At 45.6% G+C, this 18,090-nt stretch carries 13 protein-coding genes; 10 read left to right on the forward strand and 3 right to left on the reverse strand.

Translation table 11 applies throughout. The annotated features are described in order from the left end of the window. The first annotated feature begins 98 nt into the window (after window positions 1-98). From JFC08_RS02785 to JFC08_RS02815, 7 genes are all read left to right on the forward strand, one after another. Window positions 99-1,853, forward strand: a complete 1,755-nt coding sequence (locus tag JFC08_RS02785) for an AMP-binding protein (RefSeq protein WP_198329625.1) — start codon at window positions 99-101, stop codon at window positions 1,851-1,853. A 144-nt stretch (window positions 1,854-1,997) separates the two neighbouring features. Continuing rightward, window positions 1,998-3,608, forward strand: a complete 1,611-nt coding sequence (locus JFC08_RS02790; RefSeq protein WP_198329626.1) for a carboxyl transferase domain-containing protein — start codon at window positions 1,998-2,000, stop codon at window positions 3,606-3,608. Window positions 3,609-3,769: 161 nt separating this feature from the next. After that, window positions 3,770-4,588 carry an enoyl-CoA hydratase/isomerase family protein gene (locus tag JFC08_RS02795; RefSeq protein WP_198329627.1) on the forward strand — a complete coding sequence of 273 codons (819 nt, stop codon included), beginning with the start codon at window positions 3,770-3,772 and terminating at the stop codon, window positions 4,586-4,588. A gap of 69 nt (window positions 4,589-4,657) precedes the next feature. Continuing rightward, complete coding sequence (locus JFC08_RS02800; RefSeq protein ID WP_198329628.1) at window positions 4,658-6,787, forward strand: acetyl/propionyl/methylcrotonyl-CoA carboxylase subunit alpha; 2,130 nt, start codon at window positions 4,658-4,660, stop codon at window positions 6,785-6,787. A 45-nt stretch (window positions 6,788-6,832) separates the two neighbouring features. Beyond that, entirely contained in the window at window positions 6,833-7,765 is a 933-nt protein-coding gene (locus tag JFC08_RS02805; RefSeq protein WP_198329629.1) for a hydroxymethylglutaryl-CoA lyase, read from the forward strand. A 125-nt stretch (window positions 7,766-7,890) separates the two neighbouring features. After that, window positions 7,891-9,078, forward strand: a complete 1,188-nt coding sequence (locus JFC08_RS02810; protein WP_055123444.1) for an isovaleryl-CoA dehydrogenase — start codon at window positions 7,891-7,893, stop codon at window positions 9,076-9,078. A 123-nt stretch (window positions 9,079-9,201) separates the two neighbouring features. After that, window positions 9,202-9,720: an energy transducer TonB gene (locus JFC08_RS02815; protein ID WP_198329630.1), complete on the forward strand. Its 519-nt coding sequence runs from the start codon at window positions 9,202-9,204 to the stop codon at window positions 9,718-9,720. A gap of 78 nt (window positions 9,721-9,798) precedes the next feature. Here JFC08_RS02815 and JFC08_RS02820 read toward each other — a convergent pair whose 3' ends face one another. After that, window positions 9,799-10,527 carry a pantothenate kinase gene (locus tag JFC08_RS02820; RefSeq protein WP_045453617.1) on the reverse strand — a complete coding sequence of 243 codons (729 nt, stop codon included), beginning with the start codon at window positions 10,525-10,527 and terminating at the stop codon, window positions 9,799-9,801. A gap of 37 nt (window positions 10,528-10,564) precedes the next feature. Further along, entirely contained in the window at window positions 10,565-11,524 is a 960-nt protein-coding gene (locus JFC08_RS02825) for a biotin--[acetyl-CoA-carboxylase] ligase (RefSeq protein WP_198329631.1), read from the reverse strand. Window positions 11,525-11,730: 206 nt separating this feature from the next. On the opposite strand from JFC08_RS02825, the gene JFC08_RS02830 reads away from it, so the two are divergent. Together JFC08_RS02830 and JFC08_RS02835 are read left to right on the forward strand one after the other, a co-directional pair. Continuing rightward, window positions 11,731-12,534 (forward strand): sulfite exporter TauE/SafE family protein, encoded by an 804-nt coding sequence (locus JFC08_RS02830; RefSeq protein ID WP_176393006.1) that lies wholly within the window; start codon window positions 11,731-11,733, stop codon window positions 12,532-12,534. A 52-nt stretch (window positions 12,535-12,586) separates the two neighbouring features. Continuing rightward, window positions 12,587-13,522, forward strand: a complete 936-nt coding sequence (locus tag JFC08_RS02835) for a hypothetical protein (protein WP_198329632.1) — start codon at window positions 12,587-12,589, stop codon at window positions 13,520-13,522. Between the two features lie 43 nt (window positions 13,523-13,565). Here the strand turns inward: JFC08_RS02835 and JFC08_RS02840 are convergent, their stop codons facing one another. Then, window positions 13,566-13,880, reverse strand: coding sequence for a DUF4298 domain-containing protein (locus JFC08_RS02840; RefSeq protein ID WP_198329633.1), 315 nt, complete (start codon window positions 13,878-13,880; stop codon window positions 13,566-13,568). Between the two features lie 139 nt (window positions 13,881-14,019). On the opposite strand from JFC08_RS02840, the gene JFC08_RS02845 reads away from it, so the two are divergent. After that, window positions 14,020-17,982: an AAA family ATPase gene (locus JFC08_RS02845; RefSeq protein ID WP_198329634.1), complete on the forward strand. Its 3,963-nt coding sequence runs from the start codon at window positions 14,020-14,022 to the stop codon at window positions 17,980-17,982. Window positions 17,983-18,090: the final 108 nt, after the last annotated feature.

The raw sequence follows: 18,090 nt of genomic DNA on the forward strand, positions 1-18,090 counted from the left end.
GTATAGTAGCTAACGCTCGTCAAGACCTGTTCAAGGAACAATGAATGGGTGACAGGCGACTCATTAGCACCACAATAAGTAAAACGAAAGGACTCGTTATGACTCAAGTTTCTGACTTCGATACCATTCTAAATAATATCCCCAGCATCAATATGGGTGCACGCTCAGCAAATGCGCCACTTACCCAAAGCTATGATAAAGGTCCTGATGTGCCGCTGATTGAGGCAACCATCGGTGATTTCTTTGATGCGATTGTCTCCAAATATCCTGAGCGCGAAGCACTGGTCGTACGCCATCAAAATATCCGCTGGACTTATCGTGAGCTACAACAGCATGTCAATCAGCTGGCTAGTAGTATTATTGAGATGGGACTCGAGATTGGTGATCGCATCGGTATCTGGTCGCACAACAATGCTGAATGGCTTTTGATGCAACTAGCGACGGCGAAAGTCGGCGTTATCCTCGTCAATATCAATCCTGCCTATCGTACCTTTGAGCTGCAATATGCCTTAAATAAACTCGGCTGCTCAGCACTCGTGCTCATGCGCCATTTCAAAAGCAGTGATTATGCCAGTCTAATCCGTGAGCTGTGTCCTGAAATTTATCATAAAGATTATACCCAGCTTGATTTGGTCGAGATTCCAACCATTGAGCGCATCATTTGGATTGATGAGCCAGACTCTGATGAAGAATTTGGTTTTATGCAGAAGTTCTCGGCATGGATGGCAGAAGGCGATACCAATGATCCACGGGTTGCTGAGCGTCAAGCGCAGCTTAAAAACACCGATGCTATTAACGTCCAATTTACCAGTGGCACGACCGGCACACCAAAAGGCGCAACCTTAAGCCATCGCAATATCCTCAATAACGGCTACTTTATCGGTGAGGCCATGAATCTCACTGAGGAAGATAGATTGTGTATTCCAGTACCTTTATATCATTGCTTTGGTATGGTGCTCGGTAACTTAGCGATTCTTACGCATGGCGGCTGTATCGTTTATCCGAACGATGGCTTTGAGCCGTTATCAGTCCTGCAAGCAGTCGAAGAAGAAAAATGTACGGGTCTGCATGGCGTACCGACGATGTTTATAGCCGAGCTTGACCACCCTGAATTTGAAAATTTTGATTTATCGACCTTGCGTACTGGCATTATGGCCGGCTCTAGCTGTCCGATTGAAGTCATGCGCCGTGTCATTGATAAGATGCATATGAGTGAGGTCACCATTGCTTATGGCATGACTGAGACCAGTCCCGTTTCCTGCCAGACCAATGAGCATACGCCGCTTGAGAAGCAAGTATCGACCGTTGGTTTGGTGCAGCCTGCGCTTGAGGTTAAGGTCGTCGATACCGAAACGGGCGAGATTGTACCCTTAGGGGAGACTGGCGAGCTACTGACCCGTGGTTATTCAGTGATGAAAGGCTATTGGGGCAGCCGCTTTAAAACCCGCGAAGCCATTCAAGATGGCTGGATGCATACCGGTGATTTGGCCACCATGGATGAAGATGGTTATGTCAAAATCGTTGGTCGTAGTAAAGACATGGTGATTCGTGGCGGTGAAAATATTTATCCTGTTGAGATTGAAAACTATTTATATCGCCATCCGAAAATTCGTGATGTGCAAATCGTTGGCATCCCAGATGAGCGTTATGGTGAGGTGCTTGCGGCATGGATTATTCCTAAAGAGCCTGACTGCCTGACTGAAGAAGAAGTGCGCCAGTTCTGTAGCGAGCATATCGCTCATTATAAAGTGCCGACCTACTATCGCTTCGTGACCGAATACCCGATGACCATCACTGGCAAAATTCAAAAATATAAAATTATCGAACAAATGAAAGAAGAGCTAGGCTTATAGTAAGCTTGCTTGTCAGGTATGAAATAACCAGACCTGAAAATCACGGATTAATCATGTGAGTAACGCTTAAAATAAATAGCAGCTAGAATAACTCGCATAACATAAAAAGCTACTCGCATTTACGTATAAAAGAAAAGGGATATCATGAGCGCTATCATAACCAGTAAACTGAGTCCAAACGCTGCTGAATTTCAGCAAAACAGTGCCGCTATGCAAGCGGTAGTCGATGACCTATATGTGCACTTGCGTAAAGTCGTCCAAGGCGGATCAGAGCGTGCGAGAGCTAAGCATCTAGCACGTGGTAAGCTACTACCTCGTGAGCGTGTCGAGCGTTTGCTTGATGTCGGCACGCCATTTTTAGAAGTCGCTCCGATGGCAGCGCACGATATGTATGGCGAAGATATTCCTGCTGCTGGCGTGATTGCGGGTATCGGCCGTATTAACGGCACTGAGTGTATGATTGTCTGTAATGATGCCACGGTAAAAGGCGGCACTTACTACCCAATGACGGTCAAAAAACACCTACGTGCACAAGAAATTGCCCAAGAAAACAACCTACCTTGCGTATATTTGGTGGATTCAGGCGGTGCTAACTTACCCAACCAAGATGACGTATTCCCTGACAAAGAGCACTTTGGTCGCATCTTTTTTAACCAGGCCAACATGAGTGCTGCAGGCATTCCACAGATTGCTGTGGTTATGGGTAGCTGTACGGCGGGCGGTGCATACGTACCAGCGATGAGTGATGAATCTATTATTGTTAAAGACCAAGGCACCATCTTTTTAGGTGGCCCGCCACTCGTAAAGGCAGCAACCGGCGAAGAGGTCACCGCTGAAGATTTGGGCGGTGGCGATGTGCATACGCGTCTGTCAGGGGTAGTCGATCATTTGGCGCAAAACGATACTCATGCATTATCGATTGCGCGTAATATCGTCAGTCATCTCAATCGTCCTGCCAAGCAAATTCCGAATCAAATCAAGCCGCTTCCACCACGCTATGATGCCAAAGAGCTATACGGCGTCATTCCAACAGATAAGCGCAAACCGTTTGATATCAAAGAAATTATCGCTCGTATCGTCGATGACAGTGCCTTTGATGAGTTTAAAGCGCGCTTTGGTACGACGTTGGTTTGTGGGTTTGCTCATATCGAAGGTATGCCAGTTGGCATCATCGCTAATAATGGCATCTTGTTTAGTGAGTCGGCGCAAAAAGGCACGCATTTCATTGAGCTGTGCTGTAAACGTAAAATCCCGTTGATATTCCTGCAAAACATAACCGGCTTTATGGTTGGGCGTAAATACGAAAACGAAGGTATTGCTCGTCATGGCGCCAAAATGGTCATGGCAGTAGCCAACGCGAAAGTGCCGAAATTTACCGTCATTGTCGGTGGCTCATTCGGTGCTGGTAATTACGGCATGTGTGGCCGTGCTTATAGTCCACGCTTCTTATGGATGTGGCCAAATGCGCGTATCTCTGTCATGGGCGGTGAGCAAGCAGCCTCGGTATTGGCGACTGTCAAGCGTGACAATTTCGACCGTAAAGGCGAGGAGTGGAGTGCAGAAGACGAAGCCGCATTTAAAGCGCCGATTCTTGATATGTACGAAGAGCAAGGTCACCCATACTACGCGACAGCACGTCTCTGGGATGACGGGGTGATTGACCCTGCCGATACGCGTCATGTATTGGCATTAGGGTTGAGCGCCGCGTATAACGCTCCGATCGAAGAGACGACTTTTGGTGTCTTTAGAATGTAAGAGTTCCAAGGTCTGCTCACAATAAGATGGTGGTGCGACAATTTTTTAATGTGATTATATCGCGGCATCGGGTTTTGACATCTTACTTTCTTATATGGGCGTTATTATGGATGGCCCAAACGTTGGGCTAAATATTTACAAACAGGAACACAGAGAAAGCTATGAAAGAAACGAAATTAAAAAATACTAATAATTATAAAAGTCTGTTGGTCAGTGTTGAGCAGAATGTGGCGACGGTAACCTTAAACCGCCCTGAGATACGTAATGCTTTTAACGATGAAATGATAGCCGAGCTAACCGATGCATTTAATACGCTTGGTGCTGATGATGAGGTACGTGTCATTGTGCTAGCAGCTGCTGGCAAGGCATTCTGCGCAGGTGCCGATTTGAATTGGATGCGTGCCATGGCAGATTATAGCTATGAAGAAAATCTAGCAGACGCGGACAAATTAGCGCAAATGCTTAAAACTATTTACGAGTGTCCGAAGCCAACAGTTGCGGCTATTCAAGGTGATGTTTATGCAGGTGGCATGGGTTTAGTGGCTGTTTGCGATGTGGCCATCGCTGTCAAAATTGCTAACTTCTGCCTAAGTGAAGTGCGTTTGGGCTTAGCCCCTGCGACTATCAGCCCTTATGTCATCAGAGCACTGGGTGCTAGAGCATCACAGCGCTACTTCTTAAGTGCTGAAGTATTTGATGCCAAAAAGGCACGGCAGCTTGGCTTTATCCATGAGCGGGTTAGCGAAGAGTGGCTGGCTGATGAAGTAGCTGCATTCTGTAGCAAAATCGTCAAAAATAGCCCTGATGCAGTCAAAACTTGCAAGCAGCTACTACACGATGTCGCTGGTGCGCCCATCACTGATGAGCTGATTGCTGATACGGTAAAAGGCATCGCTGATATCCGCTCATCAGAGCAAGGTAAAGAGGGCGTGCAAGCCTTTTTGCAAAAACGTAAGCCCAATTGGTTAACGGCAGATTAATAGTGCACGAGAGATAAATGAGTAAGTAGACAAGACCTCAAATAAAAACGATAACACACAGGGATAGTTATGTTTTCTAAAATTCTAATTGCCAACCGTGGTGAAATTGCTTGCCGAGTGGCTGCGACTGCCAAGCATCTTGGCGTCAGTACCGTTGCTGTCTATTCTGATGCGGATCGTGAGGCCAAGCATGTGGCTGTCTGTGATGAAGCCATCTACTTGGGTGGCTCAGCGCCGAAAGACAGCTATCTAAAAGGTAATGCGATTATCGCGATAGCGCTTGAGACTGGCGCACAAGCGATTCATCCAGGTTATGGATTTTTAAGCGAAAATGCTGACTTTGCGCAAGCCTGTCAGGATGCAGGACTGATATTTATCGGCCCTTCAGCCGACGCTATCCGTGCCATGGGTGGTAAGTCTGAATCCAAGCGGCTGATGGAGATAGCGGGCGTGCCACTGATACCGGGCTATCATGGTGACAATCAAGACGCAGAATTTTTGCAGCAGCAAGCAGATAATATTGGCTATCCTGTCTTGATCAAAGCCAGTGCAGGTGGCGGTGGTAAAGGCATGCGTATCGTAGAGCAAAGCCGCGACTTTGTGGATTTATTAGACTCATGTCGCCGTGAAGCCATTACCAGCTTTGGTGATGATAAAGTGTTGGTTGAAAAATACGCCTTAAAACCGCGGCATATCGAAATCCAAGTATTTGGTGATACGCATGGTAACTATGTGCATTTGTTTGAGCGTGATTGCTCCGTACAGCGTCGCCACCAAAAAGTATTAGAAGAAGCGCCTGCACCGGGTGTTGATATTGCGATGCGTGAAGCTATGGGCACCGCTGCCATCGAAGCGGCTCGTGCGGTCGATTATGTTGGCGCAGGCACGGTCGAGTTCATCGTTGAGCAGCGTGAAGACGCTATGAATTTTTATTTCATGGAAATGAACACGCGCTTGCAAGTTGAGCATCCAGTCAGTGAAGCGATTACCGGTGTCGATTTGGTCGAGTGGCAGCTTTTAGTCGCGGCAGGTCAGCCATTGCCAAAAACCCAAGCCGATCTAACTATCAATGGTCATGCAATTGAGGCGCGCATCTGTGCCGAAAACCCTGATAATAGCTTCTTACCAGCGACAGGTACGTTATTTACGTATCAGAAACCTGAACACAGCACCTTTGTAATTGATAAAGACGGTACTGGTGTGCGTATCGATGATGGCGTGCGCGAAGGCGATGTGATTAGTCCGTTCTATGACTCTATGATTGCCAAGCTCATCGTCCATGCACCAACGCGAGAGCAGGCATTAGCCAAGCTTGATCGGGCTCTGGCACAAACCCGTATCGTGGGTTTGCCGAATAACGCGGCATTTTTACGTTATATCTTAAATACAGAATCTTTTAGCAAAGCCAATCTTGATACGGCATTGATTGAGCACGAGCGTGATGCAATTTTTAATCAGCAGCCTTTGGCATTATCGACGCTGGTTGTGACCGCCATTACTCGTCAGCTTGCGAGCGAGATGGCGACGCAAGAGTCAGATATTGATCCATTTAGCAAACCTACTGGCTTCCGTGCTTATAACGATTATACTCGCTCATTTAGCTTGGTTTATGATGAGAATGCTTATACTGCCCGCATGAATAACTGGCACAATTCAAATTGTTCTGATAGTAAAAAAGGCAGCGATAACCTCAGTAGCTTTACGCTCGTTTTTGAAAAAGAAGTCGCTAATACGCAGGATGTTAGCAATATCAATGTCGCTGCTCAGACCGAAACGGTTTATGAAGGTCAAGTGAGCTATGCCAGTAGCGACGAGCACAATCATACGTTATGGTTAGATGGTGCACGTACTAGCGCGCAAAGCTGGGTGCTTAATGAGACGGTTTATGTGTTCACAGACAGTGGCCGTGACGAGATTACGCTTGTTGATATCATGGCGCATGTAGGCGAGGAGTCTGCAGCGGTCGGTAGCTTAAAATCACCGATGCCAGGACAGGTTGTTGCCTTTAAAGTAGCGGTTGGCGATACCGTGAAAAAAGGTGAGCCATTAGCAGTCATCGAAGCGATGAAAATTGAGCACACTATTACTGCGCCGACGGATGGCGTGGTGGCAGAATTGCTATTTGCAGCCGGTGATTTGGTCGCTGATGGTGACGAGTTATTACGCATTGATGCTGGCGAAAATACTGAGAGCGAATAGCTGACATAGCTTAATAATAGGTAAGTAATAAAAAGGACGACAAGCATGAGCCATTCGTATCTAAATCATTCATATCCAAGTCACGTCAGAATCGTTGATGTCAGTCCGCGTGATGGACTACAAAACGAGTCAACGACGGTGCCGACTGAGGTTAAGCAAGCGCTTATCAATGATTTGATTGCAGCCGGTGTCAAAAAGCTAGAAGCAACCAGTTTTGTCTCGCCAAAGTGGGTGCCACAAATGGGCGATAATAGCGCGCTACTTGATGCGCTAGCGCCGACACGGCAGACAGATATTTGCTACTCGGTACTGGTACCTAATATGCGCGGCTTTGAAAACGCCATCATTCATCGTCCTGATGAAATCGTTATTTTTGGTTCAGCAAGTGAAACCTTTAGTCAAAAAAATATCAATTGTAGTATTGATGAGAGTATCGAGCGTTTTGCGCCAGTAGCTGCGGCTGCAAAAGCGCAAGGCATCAAAGTACGAGGCGTTATCTCTTGTACGGTTGGCTGTCCTTATGAAGGCGACATTGACCCAAGCCAAGTAGCGTACGTCACCAAACGATTGGTTGAGATTGGTGCTGAGCAGATTGGCATTGCCGATACCATTGGTGTTGGTACACCGCTCAAGGTACAGCGCGCCTTACAAGCCGCTTTAGAATATGCTGATATCTCTATGCTATCGGGTCATTTTCACGATACTTATGGTCAAGCATTGAGCAATACGCTAGCCGCATTACAAATAGGTGTCAGCGAATTTGATACCTCGGTGGCTGGACTGGGCGGCTGTCCTTATGCCAAAGGCGCAACAGGTAACGTGGCAACCGAAGATGTGGTGTATATGCTACACGGTATGGGTATCAGCACAGGTATCGATTTGGATAAATTGGTCGTGGCAGGCGAACGTATCAGTGCGTTCTTAAAGCGTCCGAATGGTTCAAACGTGGCACGTGCCTTAATCAATAAACGCCATTAATAAACGTCAGTCTTAATTAGTATAGTGAATTGACTATGACCTCAAAAATGGCATTAGAAATATAGCGGCTTTCAAAAACAGATTAAAATCCGAAATTTAAAAAAATCAAAACACAAGGAATAGTTATGAGTTTACCTGGATTGAATTTTCAGCTTGGCGAAGATATTGATGCATTACGCGATATGGTACAGCAGTTTGCAACCAATGAAATCGCCCCACGTGCTGCCGAGATTGATAGCAGCGATGAATTCCCAATGGATCTATGGCAAAAGATGGGTGATATCGGTCTACATGGCATCACCGTTCCTGAAGAGTACGGCGGCTCTAACATGGGCTACGTCGCACATATGGTCGCGATGGAAGAGATTAGCCGTGCGTCTGCTTCTGTAGCACTGAGCTATGGTGCGCACTCAAATCTATGTATCAACCAAATAAAACGTAATGGCTCTGAGGCACAAAAACAAAAGTATTTGCCAAAGCTGGTTAGCGGTGAGTTCATCGGTGCACTGGCAATGAGTGAGACTGGTGCTGGCTCAGACGTCGTTAGCATGAAGCTCAGAGCCGAAGAGAAAGACGGCAGCTATGTGTTAAACGGTAGCAAAATGTGGATCACCAATGGCCCTGATGCTGACGTGATGGTGGTTTATGCTAAGACTAATCCAGAGCTTGGCGCTAAAGGCATGACCGCTTTTATTGTTGAAAAAGGTATGGAAGGTTTTGGCACGGCACAAAAGCTCGATAAGCTTGGCATGCGTGGTAGTCATACGGGTGAGATGACCTTTAACAATGTGACCGTACCAAGCGAAAATATTTTGGGCGGTCTCAATGAAGGCGTTAAGGTATTGATGAGCGGGCTGGATTACGAGCGTGCCGTATTGGCTGCGGGTCCTATTGGTATCATGCAAGCCGTGATGGACAATGTCGTGCCTTATATTCATGATCGTAAGCAGTTTGGTCAAGCCATCGGTGAGTTTCAGCTTATCCAAGGTAAAGTCGCAGACATGTATACGATATTGCAAGCAGGTCGCAGCTTCTTGTACACTGTCGGAAAAAATCTCGATATGTTGGACGCGCGCGGTGCTGGTCATAGTCGAGAAGTGCGTAAAGACTGTGCCAGTGTAATTCTATGGTGTGCCGAAAAAGCCACTTGGATGGCAGGCGAGGGCATTCAAATATTTGGCGGTAACGGCTACACCAACGAGTATCCACTTGGTCGCTACTGGCGCGATGCTAAACTATATGAAATTGGCGCAGGAACCAGTGAAATCCGCCGTATGCTGGTCGGTCGTGAGCTGTTTAACGAGACCAAATAAAGCATAATAATGATTTAAAAGTTAACTTTTATCGAATAGTTTTGTCTTAAGTTTTAAAAATGTGCTACGTTATATGTCTCATAGCGTGGCACTTCTTAATGACTGAAATAAAAGACTTTTATCATGATTCGTAAATTACATACCAAGTTATCTTTTAATACAGCTTCTACCTTTTTCACTAATATAAAACCTGTCGGAATCTATGGTGTGTTAGTCACTTTGTTTGCATTATTTACGATGACAGCGAGTGTCACGCCTGCACAAGCAGAGCTGGTTGATTTATCTAGTCCTGAACCTGTTATTCAGCTCTCTACTCAAGACGCTAGCTGGCTAACACCGCCAAGATTCGATCGTGCTATTCGTCATAACCCCATAGGTAGATATTTAATTCATTGTTCCTATGATGAAAATGGGGCTGCTATCAAGCCTTGTGATAGAACGGATTTAAAAATAGTTTTGTCATTACGCGTTGATAAGCAAGGCAGTATTAAAAATATAAAAGTGATTGAGAGTAGCGGTGTGGAAAGTATAGATAAAATGACTATTAGGGAACTGTACAAAGCTCGACTTAAGCCTTTTTTGATAAAAGGGCAAGCAGTAGTGGGAGATGTTAATGTACCGATTGTATTTACAGCACCATAACCATCGTATTTAAGTCAAAAAAAGCAGGGCGACTAAAACGTACTGCTTTTTTATTAATCATTTTATTTCATAAAATGATTATGACTGTTTGGTATGATCAAAATATCGTGCCAGACCGTTCAACAATAAATCATCACGCAAGCGTACTGGACGGTTAACGTGCTGCGAGATAATCGCTGCATCACCACCCGTCATGATAACTTCAAAGTTGGGATGGCGATGGCTAATCTCATTGATGGCACCGACGATTGATAATAGTATGCCGCGATGTACCGCATCTTGTGTGGTCATGCCTTGACCCACACTATCAAAGGTGCCATTGGATATGGTGATTTGCTTAGTGCCTGAAAATAGTGATTCACGTTGCAGATAAATACTGGGGAAAATATAACCGCCCAAATGCTCAGCATGATCAATCAAGTCAATGGTCACCGCAGTACCGCAGCCAATCACGCATTGACGTTTTTTCTTATCCACGGCGCCCAGCATCTGTAGCCAACGATCACAGCCAAGCTGTTCGTCATTATAAGCACTCTTCATCAAAGCATGCGCGGCATCGACATGGACAAACTCAAACGGAATATTCAGACGACCTAACGTCTCTGACACTTTAACATTCAAATCGTCGCCCAGCACCGATGAGATACCAATGAAATCAGGCGCATAACGCTCGAAGCGATCGGTCAAACCCATCAGTAGTTCGGCAGGCGCTTGCAAATGTTGCTTGGCATCATGCGCGACTATTTGTCCGATATCATCGGTGAGCCAGTATTTTAGGCGGGTGTTGCCAAGATCTAACCAGAGCATAAAAATCCCTTTATATCGTGCCCATTGGGTCTTTGATTTAAGCCTTATCAATAACGTCGATGCGTCCGGTAAAAAGCGCAGAAATCTTACCGCTATCTTGACGCAATTGCAAACATCCATGTGTATCAAGACCACAAGCATAACCTGTGATGCTATCTGTTTTACCGTTATGCTCTTGAGTAACGTGCAAGCGTAATCCTGCCAGTGCATCCATCGATTCAAACTGTTTTAAAAAGCTGTCCAAATTATAGCTTTGGCCAGTGGGCTTCTCTAATCCTAGGTGCTCAAAGCGTGTCATCGCGGCTAGCAGGGCTTTACTCATTTGTTGGTAAAGCATTTTTAGGCTTGGTAGGCTCACAATATCTGTCTCTGGTTTTAGCCTCTCATAAATATCCTGTAGGCTAATCGCCTGATAACTCATGCCTTCGCAGGTCTTTGCAGTGAGTTTGGGCGTTGCCTGTACATTAAGTCCTACGCCCATCACCACGCCGACCAATTTGCCCGTTTGGGTAACAGGTTCTATTAAAATTCCCGCAAGTTTATTAAAGGGTAGGGTCTGTGCTGCCAGTTTAGGCTCATTTGACACTGAGTCAGATGGTGGTTGATAAAAGCCCAAATCGTTTGCCCACTTCACGCCGATGGGCGTCAATCCTTGCGCGCGTAATTGCTCATTTAATATTTGAATAACGGGCATTTTTGCCAGTTCAACGCCGATAATCAGCGACAGTAAACCGCTAATCGGCAGATGAACAGGATGATATAACGACAGATAGACATTGCCGCGCGGTGATTGCCACGAGCGCCCGTGCTGCCCACGTCCAGCGCTTTGGGTTTCAGCGGTCAGTAGATGCATCTGCGCAGCATTTAACGTGCCATGTTGTACATCTGTTATCAGCTCGCTATTGGTAGAGGCACTGCTGACAAGGTGGCGATGGTTCAGCTGTGGTAAATGATGAAGCTCTAATGAGTCGTCAGAAAAATTGGAAAATGGCGGCATAAGTTTCGTCGATGTGGTTAATATAGCGTGGATAATCTTTGTTATACTGGGCGATTGTCATGAGATTGTCATGAGATTGTCACGATTAGACAGTATCAAATAAACAGCATAAAGGTCGGATTATGATTTAGCAAATGCGATAGGTAAGTGATTATAAAACTAAAGAATTTTTATAAAAATAAGTGTGATAAAAGGCTGATTCGATGATGTTATATGTGTGGTTTGTGATTGCAGGCGCGTTTGCGGGTGTCAGTGCCGGTTTATTTGGCGTTGGCGGCGGCATGATTATCGTACCAGCATTGGTATGGATTTTTACCGCTTATGATTTTTCACCAGAAGTGGTGACCCATTTGGCGATTGGTACGTCACTGGCGACCATCGTTGTGACCTCGATCAGCTCAATGACTGCGCACAATAAGCGCGGCGGCGTGCGTTGGGAAGTGTGGCGCAAAATGGCACTCGGCTTGGTCATCGGTAGTTTGGTGGGAGCAGGTATCGCTGATATGATTGATGGAAAAGTATTGCAAGCCATCATCGGTGTCGGCGCGTTATTGGTTGCTTTAAAAATGCTGTTTTTGTCCAATAAAGAGCAGCTGGGTAAACCGCTACCGTCAACTGGCGTACAGTTCGGCGCGGGTACAGGGATTGGCATGGCGTCGTCTATTTTTGGTATTGGCGGTGGCAGCTTAACCGTGCCGTTTTTGAATTGGGCAGGGTTACCGATGAAGCAGTCGGTCGGCACGTCTGCCGCTTGTGGATTGCCGATTGCATTGGCAGGCGCAGCAGGGTTTGCATGGTTCGGGCAAGATGTGGTCAATCTGCCTGAGGGCACGATAGGTTTTGTGCATATCACGGGTTTTTTATGTATTTCTGTCGCTAGCTTTGCGATGGCAAAAGTCGGTGCCAAGCTTGCGCACCAATTGCCTGCGCTAACGCTTAAGCGCGCCTTTGGGGTGTTGTTATTGGTCGCAGGCGGGCAGTTGTTGTTAAGTGGGATTGGGGTGATTTAAGTGTCTATTCTTTTAATAAGAATTAGAGCTGTACTTTGGGAATACTAATAGAATGAAAGCAGCAGAAAAGTATCGCCGTGTTTTTGGTTCAATCAGTCATTTAAAAGACCAGATACCATGGACGACTGGTTTATCCAATATGGTAGAGTTTTTAGTATGGGAGCCGCAGCGTGTTCTCGGTATTAGCAAAAAGCAATATGTAAGACAGATTATTGAATGGGCAACGGTTCCAGAGCTGAAAGATAAGAGCTTACAAGAAATCGAGCAAGCTGTTAGTAAAAACTTGAATCAAAAAATGAGTGAGTCTGAGCAATTAGAAACTTATTCAACTCAAACGATAGGAATCTGCAATGCTAGGGAAGCGGTCCGCCGCGTAAAGTTCTTTTCTGAGGATTATCTAAATAAAGAGTTCGATATTTTTCTGAGTTTATGTAGTGACATTTATCTAAACCTATTTTATGGGCAATTCATTAAATTTGAACAATGTGGTTCGTGGTCAACACACGGCAATAGCGGCATCTTTGAATTTAGTACCGAACTAAAAGCTATGTTCATGGACAATTTATCTTATAACCATGAGGCAAATATATTGATTGCCAATGAATTAAAGCTTAATGGCAAGAAAAACGCTGACCAAATATTAAAGTACTGCTTAATGTACAAGTATTTATTAGAAATAGGCTTCATTGATAAAGGTGCAAAGTTTTTACTACTGTTTATCGGCGGCAGTATTATAGAAGAGGATAAGCAAAGCCTAATTAATCAAGAAATAGCTATGTGTCAGAGCAAGCCAGAAAAATACCAACACTTATTACAGCCTGAGTTATTGGAAGTAGTTGCCCATTTAGAAGTTGCGAGTATCTCTTGGCGGTCACTGATTGAGTTTAATAATCATTATTTGAATGAAAATGAGATTTGCCAAGTCGAGCGAAAACTATTGAAGGGTTTCAATCAAAGCCTTCACTCAAAATCGTTTATGCACTTATGACTCTAATTCTAAAGCTCATTACGACTTTAGATAAAATAGCTGTCTACTTCTTATCAATCGCATCCAGCCCCAAACGCATCCATTTTCTTGCTAGCTCATCATGGTCGCTGAGCATACTCCACAGCGCATCTTCACTAAAGATAGAGTATTCATCACCTGAATGTTCAATTGGCAGATCCGCTTCACGATCTGCCATCCATTGCGGGTTAAGATAGTAATCTTTCAACTCATTTTGCAAGGCTTCAGCTTTTAAGAACTGCTGCTGCGCCTCAAGCTGTTGACGATGCAGTTTGCACCATTCTTCATATTTTTGCTGTAGTTCTTGCGGATCGTATTTATCAAAATTGTCTTTAGTCATTGTCATAGCCTTAATTTTTATTTTTTAGATTAATTATGCAGATTCTCAGCCCTATTATAGCATCTGTCACAAACCCTAAAAATCCGTCACAATTTCAGGTAGAATAGCCGCCTGTTTTCGCCATATTTACTGATCCTTCATGCGCCTAAAATCTCTCAAGCTGGCAGGCTTTAAATCCTTTGCCAATCCAACGACTTTTACCTTTCGTCATGGTATCACTGCCATTGTCGGGCCGAACGGCTGTGGCAAATCTAACGTCATTGATGCCATTCGCTGGGTGCTGGGCGAGACCTCTGCCAAGCAGCTGCGTGGCGGGGCGATGAGTGATGTTATCTTTGCGGGTACGCAAGATAAAGCCGCCAAAAGTGTCGCTAGCGTTGAGCTAACCTTTGAGCATACGCAAGATGAGCAAAACGGTATTCGCCATGAATTTAATCTGTATCAAGAGCTGTCCGTTCGTCGTCAGGTAAATAAAGAAGGGCGCTCGGATTATTTTATCAACGGTACGCGTTGTCGTCGCCGTGATGTGGTCGACGTGTTTTTGGGTACGGGACTTGGCGCACGTAGCTATGCGGTGATTGAACAAGGCATGATTGGGCGTATCGTTGAGTCTAGCCCCATGCAGCTGCGTGAATTTATCGAAGAGGCGGCAGGGGTGTCACGCTATCAAGCTCGACGTGAAGAAACGCAAAAGAAGCTCGAGAAAACTAAAGATAATTTAGCACGCCTGCATGATATGCAAAGCGAGCTGGTCAGCCAACAAAAGCGTCTGTCTAAGCAAGCCGCCAGTGCTGAGCGTTATGAGGAATTAGCGCTAACACTAGCTGATATCAAACAGCAGCTCGCCATTCAGCAGCTCTATCAAGCCAAGCATACTCAGCAGCAGCAAAAAATAGCGCATGAGCGCAGCGCCACTGAAGTATCAACTTTACAAGCCAACTATGACACCCTAAAAGCCAAGCAAGATAAACTTGTTGCGCATATCAATCAAGAGCAGTGGCTCAAAGACGATGCTCAAAGTAGCTATTATCAACAGCAGCTAAGCTATCAACAAGCAGAGCATCAATTAGGTGATGCCAAGTCACAGCTGACCGCTATTGAGCAGCAACTAGCCAGCTTGGATCAACAACGTCAGCAAGCAGTCGATGAGATAAATCGCTTAAAGGCTGAGCAAGCCGAGCAGCAGACTGTGCTAGAAGCATTGCGTCCGAAGCTTATTGAATTAACCAATAAACGTGAAGCGCATAAACGCAACGAGCAACCATTGCAGCGCGCCTACCATGACGCGCAAAATCAGCTATCACGCTTGCAGGATGAAGCTCGCTCGCTAGAACAGCAGCAAGCCATTAATAACCAAGCACAAAAACGTTATCAGCAAAATAATGAAAAATGGCAACGTCGTCAGCAAAACTGGCAGCATTTATGGCAGCAACTCCAACAGTCGCTATCACCAGTTGCAAGTGCTGGTTTGCAAGATAATTCTGATACGAATAATTTGCAGCAGACATTAGCGGCGCAAGTTGCTGAGCTAAACAAACAATTGCAGCAGATTGAACGCCAACAAGACAGCGTCGATGAGCGCTTGTCTGAGCTACAACCGCAAGCGCAGGATTTACAACAGCAATTGCATACGCAGCAGCGCGAGTTGAGCGAGAGTGAGAAGCGCCACGCCGTATTGGCAGGTGAGTACGATACTCTTCATCAAATATTGCATCCTAAGCCGACACCAAAATCGCAACCACTTGTTCATGCAAAAACTGCTGATGTTAAAAGCGATTTAGAAAATGAAATAGCTAGCGATTATAGCCAATTGACCATTACCACCTTGCGTGACCAGATTGAGTTAAGCGCGAAAGGGCAGCAGCATGCAGAGCTACTTGATAGTGTGTTGGCATTGTGGCTAGATAGCCATGTGCTGGTTTCTAACCAAACTTATCGACCAAATGTTAATAACGTGAGCGCTGACTCCGAGCAGACGCATAGCTTATGGCAGGTGCTTGAATATGAGTTAAAAGATTTATTTGTTTATCAAAATGCGCAAACCAATACAGTGGACAAGTCATCAATTAAAATAGAAGCGGGTCATAGCTTGTGGCTATGCGCTAAGAAAAATGAGATAAATGCAAAGCTACTGGTTAGCGAGTTGCCTGAGAGTTTGATTGATAAAGTACTGCCTTTATCACAGCTGATTAGCGCACCGAACTTAGCGCTTTGGCAGCAGTGCTATTTATATATTGCACAGCCTGAGACAGATAATAAGCAAACGTTAGAAGCGCTTGCTGAGATTTTAAAAGTATTGCCATCGTCAGCTATTTTACTAACGACTGACGGCTGGCTTATCAGTCGTCAGGGTACGATGAATCTAAGCAAATTCGCTGGTGCGCAAGATGGACAAAATGGTAGCAATAACAGCAACAGTCAATTTTTAACCCAGCGTTTACAGCAGCGCCGCCGTCTGCAAGCGTTAGAGAATTTGCTCGATAATTTTGAAACAAAGATACAAGGCCAGCAAAAGGCGATTGCTAATAACCAGCGTAACTATGATGCATTGATAGTCAGCTTAGAAGAAACGCGCGCGCAAGCTGAGCAATTAACCCGCGATAAGCATCAGTATCAGCAACAGCTCACTACTCAGCGCGCCAACGCTGAACGTTTGCAAGCGGACAGCCAACGCCTCAATGCTGATAAAGCAGCCCTTGAGCAAGAGCAACAGGAGCTGGTGCAAGAACAACAATCGCTCAATCATGAGCAGCAAGATATCCAAAGCAAAATAGCAGCGCTAACGCCACAAATCGCCGATGCTCGTGCGGCAACTCAGCAATTACAAGCGGAGCGCAGTGAGCTAAGTCGTACCCGTCAAGCAGATGATGACGCTTGGCAAGCCTTGCAACTTCGTATTCAACAAAGTGAGATGCGCCTAGAGCACAGCACTAGCAGTCTTGCTCGGGCAAATGCGCAATTTGATAAGTCGCTACAAAGCGAGCAAAATTTAAAGACGCGTCATGAGCAGCAGCAAAATATGCTGCCAGCACTGCAAGTTGCATTACAAAAAGCACAGAACGCGCGCGATGAGCAGCAGGCTGTATTAACAGGACGCGAGACAGCATTAACGGTGCTCAAGCAAGAATACAATCAGCAGCAGGTTGAGCTAGATACCTTACAAAATACACTGCAAACTCAGCAAAATGCGCTTGCCAATCACTCGACCGAGCTGGCACTAAGCGCTGCAAAATTAGAGGATGCTAGTAGCCATACGCAAGAAGCGCTAGATGCTTATTATAAGGTGAGTCATAAATATAAAGCACAATCAGACATAGCGCAGCGTCCACAACATCAGCAACAAGTGATGAGCGTTTCAAACTTATTAGCAGATTTTATCGCTCATGATCGCCGTGTGCGCCCAGATAAAATCGCTGAGCTTGAGGCTGAGCATAGTAAGCTTGAGCAGCAGCTAAGTAAAATTGGCGCAGTCAACTTGGCAGCCGTGGCAGAGTTGGCAGAGGTTAATGAACGCTTAGAGCCACTCTCGCAGCAGACAACCGATATTGCTGCGAGTATGCAGACGTTAACGGAGGCGATTGCTTCGATTGATGAAACGACCAAGACGCTATTTATGCAGACGCTCGATGCCGTCAATATTGAGCTTGCCAATTTATTTGCCAAAGTGTTTGGTGGCGGGCAAGCCAGTTTAACGCTCAATACGGATGATATGCCCGTTAATGCACCAAAATCAGAACAGTGGCGGGCAGGGCTAACCTTGATGGCACAGCCAAAAGGTAAGCGTAATAGCCGCCTCGCTGTACTTTCAGGCGGCGAGAAGACGCTTACTGCATTGAGTTTGATTTTTGCGATATTTAAGCAGCATCCCGCGCCATTTTGTGTGTTGGATGAAGTCGATGCACCACTTGATGACGCCAACGTCACCCGCTTTACCAGCCTCATTCATGAATTAGCAGACGATTTGCAGTTTATCTTTATCAGCCATAATAAATTGACGATGCAGATTGCCGATGAGTTAAAAGGCGTTACCATGCCAAGCGCAGGGATTTCTACCTTGGTCAGTGTCTCACTTGATGAGGCGGCACGTTACCTTTCCGATTAAGAGCAGCGTTAAATAGCAAAAATAATTGATAACTGGCAGCAGTTGTCAGTGGTATAGTTAGAAATGATGTGCCAATATTACAACGTCACGCAAGTGTGTCAGCCTCAC

The organism is Psychrobacter cibarius (assembly GCF_016107535.1).
Classification (GTDB): Bacteria; Pseudomonadota; Gammaproteobacteria; order Pseudomonadales; family Moraxellaceae; genus Psychrobacter; species Psychrobacter cibarius.